Below are 14947 nucleotides of genomic sequence, written 5' to 3' on the forward strand. Positions count from 1 at the left end.
CCAGCTCCCACACTTAAAGTGCTGTGCCTATTGCTGCTGCACCGAAATCACCGGCGTCGGCGCCACGAACACCTTGGCATGCATTTGCTCATGCCCACCGCCTCTGCGCATACCGCGCACCGGGCAGGCGTCGAGGTAATCCAAACCTACGGCCAGCTTCAAATGCCGCTCCGGTCGGGCCAGTTGGTTGGTCACATCAAAGCTGTACCAGGCGTCATCCAGCCAGGCTTCGGCCCAGGCGTGGCTCGCCAGGTGCGTGCTGTCTTCGGTGTACAAATACCCCGACACATACCGCGCAGGTATCCCCAGGCTGCGCGCGCAGGCCAGGAACGCGTGGGTGTGGTCCTGACACACGCCTGCACGCCCGGCAAAGGCCTGGGCCGCGCAGGTGTCGACTTCGGTGGCGCCAGGCGTGTAGACCATTGATTGGTTGAGCGCGTGCATCAGGTCGATCAACGCGTTGCGATCGCGACGTTGCTGGCAGTGCTGTTGCGCAAAACCCAGCAATGCTTCATCGGGTTCTGTCAGGCGCGTGCTGCGCAGGAACGGAAACGCTGACTGGTTCTCGTGTTCCGCCTCACGCAACTCGTCGATATCCACCTGGCCTCGGGCGCCAATAATGATCGCATCGTGGGGCTCATCCAGGGTCAACACGTGCAGGATATTGCCGAACGGGTCGACTTGCGCGCGCACCGGGCGCGGCAAATCCAGCTGCCAGCTGATCACATGCTGGCGCTCGCTGTCGTGGGGCGTAAGGCGCAGGTACTGAATGCTGGCGCGCACCTGGTCTTCGTAGTGGTAGGTGGTTTCGTGGCTGATGGAGAGTCTCATGCGGCCTCCAGGTAGGAACTGTAAATGGCGTCGCCCAACTGGCGCACCAAGGGGATGAAGTCGGTCAGCCAGGCGTGCAGGCCTTCCTCGATGATTTCGTCAATAGCGGTAAAGCGCAGGCGCGCGTCCATCTCGGCGGCCAGGCGCTGGGCCGGACGGCCGTTGATGCCGGGCAGGCTGGCGAGGATCTGGTCGATCTCTTCGCTGCACGCCCTTAATGAGCGCGGGACGTCGGCGCGTAGCAACAGTAATTCAGCCACTTGCCGGGCGCCGGGCGCGTCGCGGTAGATCTCGGTGTAGGCCTCGAACGACGACAAGGCGCGCAGCAGGGCGCTCCACTGATAGTAGGCGTGGGCCGTGCCGTCGGTGACGACGGCTGCTTGGTCACCGGCCATTTCGTAGCGAGCGTCAAGCAGCCGCAGGGTGTTGTCGGCGCGTTCGATAAAGGTGCCCAGGCGAATAAAGCGAAACGCATCGTTACGCATGATGGTGCCGTAGGTGGCGCCCCGGAACAGGTGCGAGCGCTCCTTGACCCATTCACAAAAACGGCTCATGCCATAACGGCTAAGCCCTTGCCGGGCGATATCGCGAATATCCAGCCAGGTGGTGTTGATGTTTTCCCACATGTCAGCGGTAATTCGCCCGCGCACCGCATGGGCGCTGGCCCGCGCGGCGCCGAGGCAGCTGTAGATGCTCGCCGGGTTGGCCGCGTCCAGTGCGAAAAAGTGCAGCAGGCGCTCGGCATGCAACTCACCGTGACGCGCGTGGTAATCATCGAGGGTGCCGGTGATCAGCAGCGGCATGGCCAGTTCGTGCAGGCCATCGCCGCGTCCATCCTGGGGCATCAGCGACAGCGAATAGCTGACATCAAGCATGCGCGCGAGATTTTCCGCGCGCTCCAGGTAGCGAGACATCCAGTACAAATCCGAGGCAGTTCTACTCAACATGGTTCAATCCTCGACCACCCAGGTGTCTTTGGTGCCGCCGCCCTGGGACGAGTTGACCACCAGCGAACCTTCACGCAGCGCCACGCGGGTCAGGCCGCCGGGGACCACGCGGGTTTCCTTGCCGGACAAGACGAACGGGCGCAGGTCGATATGCCGTGGCGCGATACCGTTTTCAACAAAGGTCGGGCAGGTGGATAAACACAGGGTCGGCTGGGCGATATAGGCGTGGGGTTTGGCCTTGATACGGGCGCGGAAGGCTTCGATTTCCGCCGCAGTGGAGGCTGGGCCGACCAGCATGCCGTAGCCGCCGGAGCCTTGGGTTTCCTTGACCACCAGATCCGGCAGGTTGGCCAGCACGTGGGACAATTCATCAGGCTTGCGGCATTGAAAGGTCGGCACGTTCTGCAGAATAGGCTCTTCATCCAGGTAAAACCGGATCATCTCAGTAACGAACGGATACACCGATTTGTCATCCGCCACCCCGGTGCCGATCGCATTGGCCAGCACTACATTGCCCGAGCGGTATGCGGCCAGCAGGCCGGGCACGCCGAGCATCGAGTCGGGGTTGAAGGCCAGCGGGTCGAGGAACGCATCGTCGAGGCGACGGTAGATCACGTCCACCGCCTTGGGACCGTCGGTGGTGCGCATGAACACACGGTCATCACGCACAAACAGGTCGGCGCCCTCCACCAGTTCCACGCCCATCTCACGAGCCAAAAAGGCATGCTCGAAAAACGCACTGTTAAAACGCCCCGGTGTCAGCACCACCACGCTTGGGTTATCCAGTGGGCTTGAGCTTTTCAAGGTGTCGAGCAGCAGGTTGGGATAGTGGTCGATGGGCGCAATGCGCTGGGCCGCAAACAGTTCCGGGAACAGGCGCATCATCATCTTGCGGTCTTCGAGCATGTAGCTCACACCGCTTGGCGTGCGCAAATTGTCTTCCAGCACGTAGTACGTGCCGTCACCGTCGCGTACGAGGTCGACGCCGGAGATGTGGGAATACAGATCACGGTGCAGGTTCAAGCCCTGCATGGCCAGTTGGTATTGGTCATTGGCCAGCACTTGTTCGGCGGGGATGATGCCGGCCTTGATGATGCGTTGCCCGTGGTACAGGTCGGCCAGGAACAGGTTCAGCGCCTTGACCCGTTGAATGCAGCCACGCTCGACCATCCGCCATTCACTGGCGGGAATGCTGCGTGGGATGGTGTCAAACGGGATCAGGCGCTCGGTGCCCTGCTCGTCCCCGTAAAGGGTGAAGGTGATGCCGGCACGGTGGAACAGCAAATCGGCTTCACGCCGACGTTGCGCGAGCAGTTCGGCGGGCGTATCAGCCAACCAGCGGGCGAACTCGCGGTAATGGGGCCGGACCTGCCCTGCCCCGTCGTACATTTCATCGTAATAAGTGCGGGTCATGCCGTACTCCTTGTCACTCGGACGCAAGCAGTGTTGCAAGGCCCGCGCCATCGGCATAAACACTTAAAAATCAGTGAGTTGAATAAATAACGGAATCCACTCGCACCTTCCTGGTGCGCAGAATGCCCGCCGTCACGCCCCGCGCTTCATCGTAATGCGGGTTTTGACTATCAACAGCATAGCCAGAGTTGATTTCACTGCCCGCCCACGCTTGCGGATAATCATCCCCATCGGCTGAACAGGACACGTCCTACAGCTTCAGCGAACCGCTCTTCCCTTTGGGCCACCCTGTTTGGGTGGCTTTTTTTTGGTGCAAGAAAAGTGAGGTGGGCGGTTAGGAGATTTCATACAGCACACACAAAAACGGCCGACCCGAAGGTCAGCCGATACGCTGCTTTACTCATACAAATCGCACTACATGGGTAACCCACGCACCTCCTGCTTGACGCCCCATCCCTCGATGATGCCGCCCAGCGGTTCCACCACCGCCTCAAAGTCTTGCTCGAAGTCTCCTATGCCGTCGTAGGTTGCGAACATGATTTTGCTCAGTTCCAGGTACCAGGCGCCATCGTCGCGCGCGCTGACCTGGGCATTCAGGGATTCTCCGCGAAAGCGACCCGCAGCCCTGCGCGCACGTTCCTCATCCGGGAAAATGGCGTAGAACTCGATGGGGTGAAAACGCGAGAAGTCGAACCCGCCTTCTTTCATCCGGCGCAGTACGTTGGTGCTGATGTCTTCTTGATAGGCTGTGCTCATGAAACGTCCTCCTCAAACCGATGGATAGACTTTCCGTGCTTCCCGAAGCCCGCGCCCTACTGGCGCGGGAGCTACGACAAATACAACACCGTTGGAAAACAAGCCTGTAGCTGACAAGACCAGACCTTAGCGATTCATTCGCTGATCTCAATTGCAGAGTAGCGCGAAGCTATCACCTCCACCAGAGGGGTTTCGTGGTCCTACAGGAAATGTTCAGGCGGCGGGTGAGATGTCGAGGATTTGAATGCTGTTCTGATCTTTGAGGATCTTGACCGTCGGCTCGGGCTTGCGGCCCTCCAGGTCATTGAGATCAAGTTCGGCGGCCACGGGCACGAGCTTGTTGCGGATCATGTGCGCCGCATCTTCGAGGCTGGGCTTTTGCGCGCAGGCGAACTGCTCCACGGTCTTTACACCGTGATCATCTACGAAGGTAATCTGCCACGTTTGCATCGGTGCCTCCTCGATAAAGCCCATGTGTGGGCTCACATCTATCTGGACCTTGAGCGGTCGGCAAACGTTCCACTCAAGGCCTCGGGCACCGGATCAACTGCGCTTATTTTTCAGCGTGTTCTTTCAAGGCTTTCAAGGTGTTAAACGGTGCGTCCACCACGAACTTGTTGGCCAGCCACGATGGCACGCTGCCGCCTGGCTCGGTGTGCACCTGGTAAGTGACTTCGGTCTGGTTATCGCCCTTTGGCACCAGTTTCCAGTAACCTTCCACTTGGGCTACGCGCACGTAACCTTTGACTTCGGGCTGATAAGTCGGCACTTCCAGCAGTTTGCGGGTCACGGTGCCGTCGGCGGCCTTGGAAGTGGTGATCTCCAGGATCGAGTCGCGGTCGGTCACCGGAAACGGCGCCTTGAACTGGGTGTAGGTCCAGCTCTTGTCACCTTCGGTCTTGAGCAGTTTTTGCGATTTGCATTCGTGGATCCAGGCGCAGGCACCGGCCACGTCTTCCTGCAGGGCCTGGATCTTGGCGACGGGGGCTTTGATCAGGGTGACACCGCGATAAGCCTTGTACTTGGAGCCGGCAATTTCGCTCAAGGACACTTTGATACCGTCTTCGTCCTTGGCGACTTGCCAATCTTCAGCCTGGGCAGTGGCAGCAAACAACACCGTAAAACCGCACAACACAGCCAATCGTTTCAACGAACCCATTGTTGTATTCCTTATTTTTGAAGTTCCGATAGTAAAGCCCATCAAGCCGCCGTCATCTGCTCCCACCAGCCGATCAAACGGATCGCATCGGCCTGATCATTGCCGCACACCTCAAGGTCTGCCTTGAAATCACTGCACACCGCCGGCCGCTCCGGTTGCCCGAACAGCTGGCATAGCTGTTCGACCGACAGGTGCAGGCAACGTTCTCCCGCAGGTTTGCCATTGGGCATTCCCGGTAACGGTGAACTGATGGAGGGGGCAATGCAGCATGCGCCACAGCCTTCACGGCATTTCATGACCGGCAGGTCCTCGACGACTCAATATGGATGGCCGGGCTAGAGTACGCCCTTAAACAGCCGTTTTAAAATGGTCTAACAGGGGTTTTTCGCACAAAACAAAAGTGACCGACCAGTCTGCGACAGATGGTCGAGGGCGTGCGTCACCTAAGCGCGCAATTTTATTGCTTGAATTCGAAATCCAGCGCAGCGCCTTCAATGTCGCGGCGCTCTTCGTTACGCAGCTGCAACTGCATCTGGTTGCTCAGTAGGCGGCCATTGATCTGGAACGCGCTGTTGTCGGTGGGTTTTTCCGCAAACATCGGCGGCAACAGCGGCACGCTCTTGGGTTTAGGCATAGTGCCGAGGGGCTGCAAGTGCCTGACCATTTCGGTTGGCAAGGACAGGTCCAACTGTGCCGGTGGCAGTTTGGTCTGGGCTACTTCTTGGGCAGATTTGGATTTACTCGCCACCGGTGCACGTTTTTTCACGACGCCGGTTTTTTTCTTGGCCGCCGGGGCTTTTTTAACCGGCGCCGGTTTCTTCGCCGAAGTCTTCTGCTGGGTATTGGCTGCGGGCTTGCTTTCAGTCACGGGGGCTGCCGCCAGGACGGTGCCGACGTTACACAGACTTAACAGGCCAATTACCACAACAGCACGAAAAATAGAGGTCATATTGCCTACAGCATTAACGGCAGAGGGCCATATGCTCGCTTGTTGAACGCGGCATGACAAGCCTGCTGATCAGTCGGTCAACATGAGTGTCCCCTTTACGCGCCTCAGCCCTGGTTCAAAACCCGGCCGCAGTTTCCTGGCACAACTGGCTGGCCAACATCCCCAGCGTCATCAGCGCCCGCTCTGCCTCACGGTTCCACGGCGTGCCGCAGTTAAGGCGAATACAGTGGTTAAACTGTTCCGTATTACTGAAGATGACTCCCGGTGCAATGCTGATGCCCTGCTGCAGCGCACGCACGTGCAGTTCCTGGGTATTGACCCTGCCGGGCAAACTGACCCACAGGATAAAGCCGCCGGTCGGCCGGGTCATCTGCGTGCCTTCGGGGAAATACTGCTGCACCGCCAGCTGGAATGCGCTGAGGTTCTTGCGGTATTCCTGGCGGATGTAGCGCAGGTGCCGGTCGTAGCCACCGTTCTCCAGGTACGCCGCCACACCCATCTGGGTGACGCTGCACGCCGAGTGGGTGCTGAACATTTGCAGCCGCTGGATTTCCTGCTGGTACTTGCCGGCAATCATCCAGCCGATGCGCACGCCGGGGGACAGGGTTTTGGAGAAACTCGAGCAGTAGATCACCCGATCCAGGCGGTCATAGGCTTTGAGCGCCTTGGTGCGGCCCAGTTCGAACATCAGCTCGCCGTAGATATCGTCCTCGACGATCTGGATATCGAAATCCGAGGCCAGGCGCAGCAACTGTTTCTGCCGTTCCTCGGGCATGGTCGCGCCCAGCGGATTGCTCAGGCGCGTGGTCAGCACCAAGGCCTTGATCGACCATTGGTTGGCCGCCAGTTGCAGCGCCTCAAGGCTCATGCCCGTAGCCGGGTCGCTGGGGATCTCGATGACTTTGAGGCCCAGCAGGTCGGCCAGTTGCAGCAAGCCGTAATAGGTCGGTGATTCAGCCGCGATGAGGTCGCCCGGACGGGTCAGTACGCGCAACGACATCTGCAACGCATCAACGCACCCGTGGGTGATCACCACTTCGGAGGGGTCCACTACCACGCCAGCATCGCGCATGCGAATCGCCACCTGGCGGCGCAATGGTTCAAAACCCGGGCTGAACATGTAGCTGAAGGCCCGTGGGCTTTGGAAGCGCGTGACCTTGGCCAGTTGCTGGTGCAACGCGCGCACCGGCAAATAATCGACACTCGGCACGGCCGCACCCAACGGGAACACGCCTTCGCGGCGCGACTCGACCAATACCTGCTGGATAATGCTGCTGCGCGTGACCAACCCCGGACGCTCAACCCGGGCGATATCCGGCGTCGGCGCCGTGAGCGCAGGCGTCTGGTGCACGTAATAACCCGACTGCGGCCGCGCGCGGATCAGCCCCTGGTCTTCCAGGTTCGCATACGCCTGCAACACCGTGGCGTGGCTGACGTTGAGCTGTGAGCTCATCTTGCGCACCGAAGGCACGCGCTCGCCGGGTTGATAGACACCGCGCCGGATGTCCTCAGCCAGTTGCTGGGCGATACGTTGGTAAAGCAACAGATTGGTCATGACGCAGCACTCGATTTCACGGGTATTTTATTTTTGTGTGAAACATACCGGCACAGTTTAGAAGTGTACGGGGACAGTTGCCACAATAGTCGAGCGCGGGCGGCAGTGATAGAGAAAACTGTAGGGGCAAGGTGCATAAAAAAACCGATCAATGATCGGTTCTGTGTGTACGCGGCAACCTGTGGGGAGCTGGCTTGCCTGCGATAGTATCGCCTCGGTTTGCCTGACATACCGAGGCGCCTGCATCGCAGGCAAGCCAGCTCCCACACTGATCGATGCAGGTTTTTAGCGAGCGGCGCCCAGCTGGCCTTTTTCGTCGGAGAACACAATTTCCACCCGGCGGTTCTGCGCGCGGCCGCGCTCTGAGGCGTTGGCCTCTACCGGGTACTGGTCACCGTAGCCCTCGACCTGGATACGTTTTTCATCAATCCCCAGGTCCATCAGCACATCAGCCACCGATTGCGCACGGTCGCGCGACAGCTTGAGGTTTTCCTGCTCGCCACCGGTGTTGTCGGTATAACCCTCGATGCGCACCACGCGCTTGGGGTTCAACTGCAAGAACTGCACAATTTTCAGCACGGTGCGGTTGGCCGAGTTTTGCAGCTCGGCGTCACCGGTGTCGAACAACACATCGCCCAACGTCATGACCAGGCCGCGATTGGTCTGGGTGGTGGTCAGGCTGGCGATTTGCTCTTCGAGCCACTTGCCTTGCTGCTGCACGCTCGCCAACTTGCTCTCACGCAGGGCCAATTGCAGGCGCTGGCGTTCCAGCTCCAGCTTGGTGCCGCGCTCGGCGTTAAGCCCCTGCTCGGTGTGTTCGCGGGCGATCTCACTGTAGCGCTGGCTCAGGTAGGCGTAATGCACCACGTCGGGGCCGCTGCCCCAGTAGCTGGACAAGCGATCGGCGCGGGCCAGGGATTCGCCGGCACGAATCACATCCTTGGGCGCAAAACGCAGCACATTCGCGTCTTCCTTGACCTTCTGGAAGTCGCTGCCGGCCTGCTGCAACGCCTGCTCGCTGTTGGGTTGGCTGGCGCAACCGCCCATTGCCGCGCTGCCCAGCAGCAACACACAACTCAAACCACGGATCAGCGGGCTCATTGGGCTTCTCCCAGCTGCAATTGTTTGCGCAGTCGGGCGATGCGGGTGTTAAGCACGTTCAACTGTTCCTGGCTTTTGCGCGTCAATACCCGCGCTTCAGCCAGACGCGCGTCCAGCTCGGCCTGTTCGGCCTGCATGCGCGCATCTTTGTAGGATTGGTCGGCCATGTCGGCCCGGGCCTTGGCGAACTTGTCTTCAGCCAGTTTCAGTTCAGGCGATTCATCGGTGCTGGCGCCCACGGCGTTGGCCTGTTCCAAGGCCTGCTGGGTGAGGCGTATTTGTTCGTTCGGCGCAGGATCAACTGCACATCCCGCCAGAGCGACAACGGCGAGGGCCGCGAAAAGAGGTCGAAGAGTCACTGAAAATCCTTACTTTGCTGGGGTGCCGACGGGTTGCTGCAATTGCGCTTTCCAGCGTTCGAGGTTGCGCTGCAAAGCGGCTTGCGCGACACCAGACGCGGGTAATTCTGTCATCTTTTTCGCCAGCTGTCCGCGCAGCCACGGATCGTTGCAGGCGGAGTTGTGGGAAATCGCCAGGTACAGGCCGGGCTGGTCGACGGGTATTTCACGGGCGACAAGGTCGTTGCTCATGCCCAGCGTCTGGGCCATGGCCATGCCCGAGTAGCGCCCGGCCAGCACGTAGTCGACTTCACCCAGCAGCAGTTTCTGGAACGCCGGGGTCAAGTTGGGCAGGCGTTGCAAGCTGAGCTGCTGGCCGGCGAAGGTGTCGAAACCAGCGCTCAAGCGCGCACGCTCGGAGACCGCGCCTTTATGCCCGTGCAAGTCTTCAGCGCTGGTGTAGACCAGCGGCGAATCCTTGCGCGTCCACACCAGGTAGTCGATCTGCACCAGCGCCGGGTGGATGTAGTCGAGGGTTTCCAGCTCGCCGAGGTTCAGCGGCGCATCGGCGAGAATGTCCATGCGCCCGCTGCGCACTTCATCCAGGGCCAGGGAGCGTTTGCCGCCGTAAAGCAGGTCGATTTTAAGGCCCAGGTCCTTGCCGATTTGTTGCAGTACATCAGCCGTGGCGCCGATCAGGTGCGTTGGGTCTTGAGGGTCACGCCACAGCAACGGCGGCGCGTCCGGGCTGCCGGTGATCACCAGGCGCTCACATTTGCCGGCAGCCAGCGCGAGGCCGGGCAGTAGCGCCAATCCAAGTGTCAGTGCCAGCAATACGGGACGCAGATCCATGGCGGTTTCTCCGATGTTCAAAAAAGCCGGGCAAAAAAAAGCCCGGTCACAAGACCGGGCTCTTTATAAGTGAAGCAACTGGATTAGACCAGCTTCGAAAGCTCTGGTACGGCTTCGAACAAGTCCGCAACCAGGCCGTAATCAGCCACCTGGAAGATTGGCGCTTCTTCGTCCTTGTTGATCGCAACGATCACTTTGGAGTCTTTCATACCGGCCAAGTGCTGGATCGCGCCGGAGATACCGACGGCGATGTACAACTGTGGCGCAACGATTTTGCCGGTCTGGCCGACCTGCATGTCGTTGGGTACGAAACCTGCGTCGACGGCCGCGCGGGAAGCGCCGACCGCAGCGCCCAGCTTGTCGGCCAGGGCGTACAGGTGTTTGAAGTTGTCACCGTTCTGCATGCCGCGGCCGCCGGAAACGACGATTTTGGCAGCGGTCAGCTCAGGGCGATCCGACTTGGCCAGCTCTTCGCCAACAAAGCTGGAAGTGCCAGCGTCGTGGGCAGCAGCCACAGCTTCAATGGCAGCCGAACCACCTTCAGCGGCAACCGGGTCGAAACCGGTGGCACGCACGGTGATGACTTTGACCGAAGCGTTGGACTGTACGGTGGCGATAGCATTACCGGCGTAGATCGGGCGCTTGAAGGTGTCAGCGCTTTCTACCGAGATGATCTCGGAGATCTGGTCAACGTCCAGCTGCGCGGCAACGCGTGGCAGGATGTTTTTGCCGTTGGAGGTAGCAGCAGCCAGGATGTGGCTGTAGCCAGCGCCCAGCTCAGCTACCAGCGGAGCAACGTTTTCCGGCAGCTGATGCGCGTAGGCGGCGTTGTCAGCGTTAAGGACTTTGCTCACGCCCGCGATTTTCGCAGCGGCTTCAGCCACGGCGCCAGCGCCAAGGCCAGCTACCAGCACGTGAATGTCGCCACCGATTTTAGCGGCAGCGGCCACGGTGTTCAGCGTGGCCGGGGCCAGCACCTTGTTGTCGTGTTCGGCGATTACGAGGATAGCCATGATCAGATCACCTTCGCTTCGTTTTTCAGTTTCTCGACCAATTCAGCCACCGACTTGACCTTGATGCCCGCGCTGCGTGCAGCCGGTGCTTCAACCTTGACGGTCTTGTTGGTAGAGGCGGTGGAAACGCCCAAAGCTTCTGGAGTCACCGACTCAAGCGGCTTCTTCTTGGCTTTCATGATGTTTGGCAGGGACGCATAGCGCGGCTCGTTCAAACGCAGGTCGGTGGTGACGATGGCCGGCAGTTTCAACGAAACGGTCTGTGCGCCGCCGTCGATTTCACGGGTCACAGCGACGCTGTCGCCGCTCACTTCGACTTTGGAAGCGAAGGTGCCCTGGCCGTAACCGGTCAGCGCAGCCAGCATCTGGCCAGTCTGGTTGTTGTCGCTGTCGATGGCTTGTTTGCCGAGGATCACCAGCTGAGGCTGTTCCTTGTCGACAACGGCCTTGAGCAACTTGGCCACGGCCAGGGAGGTCAGGTCTTCAGCCGACTCAACCAGAATGGCGCGGTCGGCGCCCAGGGCCAGGGCGGTACGCAGCTGCTCTTGAGCAGTGGTAGGGCCGATGGAAACCACCACGATTTCAGTCGCCACGCCTTTCTCTTTCAGGCGTACAGCTTCTTCCACAGCGATTTCGCAGAAAGGGTTCATCGACATTTTGACGTTAGCAAGGTCGACGCCGGAATTGTCCGCCTTGACGCGAACTTTCACGTTGTAATCGACAACGCGTTTGACAGCTACAAGAACCTTCATGGATTCCTCGTTACTCTCCGGTGAAAAGAAAGTCGCCTAGGCGAACCTGGCGGTTGATGCTCATCGGCACACAAGGGCACCTCCAAAAACTTCGGCGGATGACTTAGCGATGGGGAAATGATGACCGTTCGTCAGGGGTGACTGAGAGGTCATTCTTTATCGCAGTGTGTAAACTGCGCACCATTATTTAGGCACGCGTCACCTGTCTTGCTTTTGGACGTGCTCTTGAAACCTGCTGTCTGCCTACGGTAAGCGCAAAACCGACCGTATATTGACCGGAACGCCTATTCTGGTCAATACGCCAAAATAGCCAGTCATAAGCCGCGTTGCTTTGATTTACCTAGCCTGCGAGCAATTCAAACAAACGTTTGTATTGGACGCTGCCAGTGGTGTAGATATAATGCGCCACCTAGAGAGAAAGGTGGGTCTTGCCGTTGTTGCAAGACGACACCGAACCTCCATCCATTAGAAAAAAAAGCCTGTTGAGCCTTGAGTAGGAGATAGCCTGTGGAACGCGAATACATGGAATTCGACGTGGTCATCGTCGGCGCTGGCCCGGCAGGCCTGTCTGCCGCCTGCCGACTGAAGCAGAAGGCCGCCGAAGCCGGTAAAGAAATCAGCGTCTGCGTGGTCGAGAAAGGCTCCGAAGTCGGCGCTCACATCCTCTCCGGTGCCGTGTTCGAACCACGCGCCCTGAACGAACTGTTCCCGGACTGGAAGGAACTCGGCGCTCCGCTCAATACCCCGGTTGTGCGCGACGACATCTATGTACTGCGCAGCCCTGAAGCCTCCACCAAGGTGCCTGACTTCTTCGTGCCCAAGACCATGCACAACGAAGGCAACTACATTATCTCCCTGGGCAACCTGTGCCGCTGGCTGGCCCAGCAGGCCGAGAACCTGGGCGTAGAAGTCTACCCAGGCTTCGCCGCCCAGGAAGCGCTGTTCGACGAGAACGGCGTGGTGCGCGGGATCATCACCGGCGACCTCGGCGTCGACCGCGAAGGCCATCCAAAAGAAGGCGTGTACACCCCAGGCATGGAGCTGCGTGGCAAGTACACGCTGTTCGCCGAAGGTTGCCGTGGCCACATCGGCAAGCAACTGATCCAGCGTTTTAACCTGGACAGCGACGCCGACGCCCAGCACTACGGCATCGGCCTCAAGGAAATCTGGGAAATCGACCCGGCCAAGCATCAGCCTGGCCTGGTGGTTCATACCGCCGGCTGGCCGCTGGACATCATGAGCAACGAGAACACCGGCGGCTCGTTCCTTTATCACCTGGAAAACAACCAGGTGGTTGTCGGCCTGATCGTCGACCTGTCCTACAGCAACACCTTCCTGTCGCCGTTCGATGAGTTCCAGCGCCTCAAGCACCACCCGGTGCTGGCGCAATACCTGGAAGGCGGCAAACGCGTCAGCTACGGCGCGCGTGCCCTGGCCAAAGGCGGCATCAACTCGTTGCCGAAGATGGTCTTCAAAGGCGGCGCCTTGATCGGCTGCGACCTGGGCACCATGAACGTGGCCAAGATCAAAGGCAGCCACACCGCAATGAAGTCCGGCATGCTCGCTGCCGACGCCGTGGCCGAGCGCCTGTTCGCGGACTCCGAAGGCGGTGACGAACTGACCAACTACGTCGACGGTTTCAAGGCCAGCTGGCTCTACGAAGAGCTGTTCGCCAGCCGCAACTTCGGCCCGGCGATGCACAAGTTCGGCCCGATCATCGGCGCCGGCTTCAACTGGTTCGACCAGAACATCCTCGGCGGCAAAATGCCGTTTACCTTGCACGACACCAAGCCGGATTACGCCTGCCTGAAGCTCGCCAAGGACAGCAAGAAGATCGACTACCCAAAACCCGACGGCAAACTGAGCTTCGACAAGCTGAGCTCGGTGTTCATCTCCGGTACCAACCACGAAGAAGAGCAGCCGTGCCACTTGAAGCTAAAAGACCCGAGCATCCCGATCGGCACCAACCTGCCGCTCTACGATGAACCGGCGCAGCGCTACTGCCCGGCTGGCGTGTATGAAGTGATCACCAAGGAAGACGGTGAGAAGCGCTTCCAGATCAACGCCCAGAACTGCGTGCACTGCAAGACCTGTGACATCAAGGACCCTTCGCAGAACATCACGTGGGTTACGCCGGAAGGCGCGGGTGGGCCGACTTACCCGAATATGTAAGGCAGTTGCTTGAACAAAAAAGGCTCCCAAACGGGAGCCTTTTTTATGCCCGGCACAGATCCAATGTGGGAGCTGGCTTGCCAGCTCCCACATTTAGAGAGTGTGTTGCCTGACCTACGCCGCCCGTTCTTCACCCGGGTTGCGCAAGAAGTAACGCTTATATTCCCGACTGAACTGCGACGTACTCTGATACCCCACGTTGTGCGCCGCCTGCGCCACGCCCAAGCCTTCCACCAGCAGCAACTGCTGAGCCTTCAACAACCGCAAGCGCTTCAAATACTGCACCGGCGACAGCAGCGTGCAACGCTTGAAGTGCTCATGAAAGGTCGACGCACTCATATGCGCATACCCGGCCAACGTCTCAATGTTCAGCGGCTCGGCGTAATGGGCATGCAGGTGATTCAACGAGGTGGCAATACGTGAGAATTGCCCTTGTTGTTCCACCAAGGCACGCAGCACATCCGCCTGTGGCCCGCGTAACGCGGTAAACAACACTTCCCGGACCCGCGCCGGGCCCATGATCCGGCTTTCCAGCGGATCGTGCAGGCACTGCAATAGCCGTTCGACGCTGCCGCGCATTGCATCATCGAGCATCACCGAGCTCATGGATTCCAATGTCTGCGCCGTCGGCGGCGGCCCGGCCTGCATGCCCATGGCCATGACCAGTTCGCCGAGCACCACGCGATCAATCCCCACGGTAACCCCGTACAGCGGCGCGTCGGGCGCCAGGGCAAAGGTTTCGCATTCGAACGGCACCGGCATCGCCTGGATCAGGTAGTGCCCGGCGCCATACTCCAGTGTGCGTGGGCCTAAATAGGCGACTTTGCTGCCCTGAGCCACAAACATCAGGCTCGGTTCGTAGATCTGCGGGCCGCGTGCCACGTCGCAACTGGCGCGCAATACCTTCACACCGGGCAGGTACGTCGGGGAGAAACCGTCGCAGGGCGTGAGGTCCTCAATCAAGGCAACCAGCGTGGCATTGGCATCGAGATGGCGGGTCAACAACATGGCAAAAAACTTCGTTAAAAAGGGATAAGAGCATCATCGCAGGTCTGAGCGCACATGAATCCAAACACAGGGCACTCCCGGACGAATAGGCATGAGGTTCG

At 59.6% G+C, this 14947-nt stretch carries 16 protein-coding genes; 1 reads left to right on the forward strand and 15 read right to left on the reverse strand.

Annotation, left to right across the window (positions count from 1 at the left end):
• Positions 1-27 precede the first annotated feature (27 nt).
• The 14 genes from GIW48_RS08580 to GIW48_RS08645 all read right to left on the reverse strand — a co-directional run bounded on the left by GIW48_RS08580 (position 28) and on the right by GIW48_RS08645 (position 11666).
• Positions 28-831: a transglutaminase family protein gene (locus GIW48_RS08580; RefSeq protein WP_170040894.1), complete on the reverse strand. Its 804-nt coding sequence runs from the start codon at positions 829-831 to the stop codon at positions 28-30.
• Complete coding sequence (locus tag GIW48_RS08585; protein WP_017138328.1) at positions 828-1778, reverse strand: alpha-E domain-containing protein; 951 nt, start codon at positions 1776-1778, stop codon at positions 828-830. Before GIW48_RS08585 ends, GIW48_RS08580 begins: the two co-directional genes overlap by 4 nt.
• 3 nt (positions 1779-1781) lie before the next feature.
• Positions 1782-3191, reverse strand: a complete 1410-nt coding sequence (locus GIW48_RS08590) for a circularly permuted type 2 ATP-grasp protein (RefSeq protein WP_017138329.1) — start codon at positions 3189-3191, stop codon at positions 1782-1784.
• Positions 3192-3605: 414 nt separating this feature from the next.
• Positions 3606-3947 (reverse strand): ribonuclease E inhibitor RraB, encoded by a 342-nt coding sequence (locus tag GIW48_RS08595; RefSeq protein ID WP_003193463.1) that lies wholly within the window; start codon positions 3945-3947, stop codon positions 3606-3608.
• A 213-nt stretch (positions 3948-4160) separates the two neighbouring features.
• Entirely contained in the window at positions 4161-4397 is a 237-nt protein-coding gene (locus GIW48_RS08600; RefSeq protein WP_026013791.1) for a hypothetical protein, read from the reverse strand.
• Positions 4398-4500: 103 nt separating this feature from the next.
• Positions 4501-5106: an START domain-containing protein gene (locus tag GIW48_RS08605; protein ID WP_099548766.1), complete on the reverse strand. Its 606-nt coding sequence runs from the start codon at positions 5104-5106 to the stop codon at positions 4501-4503.
• A 41-nt stretch (positions 5107-5147) separates the two neighbouring features.
• Entirely contained in the window at positions 5148-5402 is a 255-nt protein-coding gene (locus GIW48_RS08610; RefSeq protein WP_017138333.1) for a YkgJ family cysteine cluster protein, read from the reverse strand.
• Positions 5403-5563: 161 nt separating this feature from the next.
• On the reverse strand, positions 5564-6055 hold the full coding sequence (locus GIW48_RS08615) for a translation initiation factor 2 (protein WP_236460248.1): 492 nt from the start codon (positions 6053-6055) through the stop codon (positions 5564-5566).
• A gap of 115 nt (positions 6056-6170) precedes the next feature.
• On the reverse strand, positions 6171-7610 hold the full coding sequence (locus GIW48_RS08620; RefSeq protein WP_017138335.1) for an aminotransferase-like domain-containing protein: 1440 nt from the start codon (positions 7608-7610) through the stop codon (positions 6171-6173).
• 285 nt (positions 7611-7895) lie between these two features.
• Complete coding sequence (locus GIW48_RS08625) at positions 7896-8711, reverse strand: OmpA family protein (RefSeq protein ID WP_176991438.1); 816 nt, start codon at positions 8709-8711, stop codon at positions 7896-7898.
• Complete coding sequence (locus GIW48_RS08630; protein ID WP_176991439.1) at positions 8708-9070, reverse strand: DUF4398 domain-containing protein; 363 nt, start codon at positions 9068-9070, stop codon at positions 8708-8710. Before GIW48_RS08630 ends, GIW48_RS08625 begins: the two co-directional genes overlap by 4 nt.
• A 9-nt stretch (positions 9071-9079) precedes the next feature.
• Complete coding sequence (locus tag GIW48_RS08635) at positions 9080-9901, reverse strand: substrate-binding periplasmic protein (protein WP_017138338.1); 822 nt, start codon at positions 9899-9901, stop codon at positions 9080-9082.
• Positions 9902-9984: 83 nt separating this feature from the next.
• Entirely contained in the window at positions 9985-10914 is a 930-nt protein-coding gene (locus tag GIW48_RS08640; RefSeq protein WP_176991440.1) for an electron transfer flavoprotein subunit alpha/FixB family protein, read from the reverse strand.
• Between the two features lie 2 nt (positions 10915-10916).
• Positions 10917-11666 (reverse strand): electron transfer flavoprotein subunit beta/FixA family protein, encoded by a 750-nt coding sequence (locus tag GIW48_RS08645; RefSeq protein WP_017138339.1) that lies wholly within the window; start codon positions 11664-11666, stop codon positions 10917-10919.
• Between the two features lie 507 nt (positions 11667-12173).
• Between GIW48_RS08645 and GIW48_RS08650 the strand changes: the two genes are divergently transcribed.
• Entirely contained in the window at positions 12174-13838 is a 1665-nt protein-coding gene (locus GIW48_RS08650; protein WP_017138340.1) for an electron transfer flavoprotein-ubiquinone oxidoreductase, read from the forward strand.
• Between the two features lie 114 nt (positions 13839-13952).
• Here the strand turns inward: GIW48_RS08650 and GIW48_RS08655 are convergent, their stop codons facing one another.
• Positions 13953-14846 (reverse strand): AraC family transcriptional regulator, encoded by an 894-nt coding sequence (locus GIW48_RS08655; protein WP_170040892.1) that lies wholly within the window; start codon positions 14844-14846, stop codon positions 13953-13955.
• Between the last annotated feature and the right edge of the window lie 101 nt (positions 14847-14947).

It is taken from the genome of Pseudomonas sp. PA-6-3C (genome assembly GCF_021605825.1).
Taxonomy (GTDB): domain Bacteria; phylum Pseudomonadota; class Gammaproteobacteria; order Pseudomonadales; family Pseudomonadaceae; genus Aquipseudomonas; species Aquipseudomonas edaphica.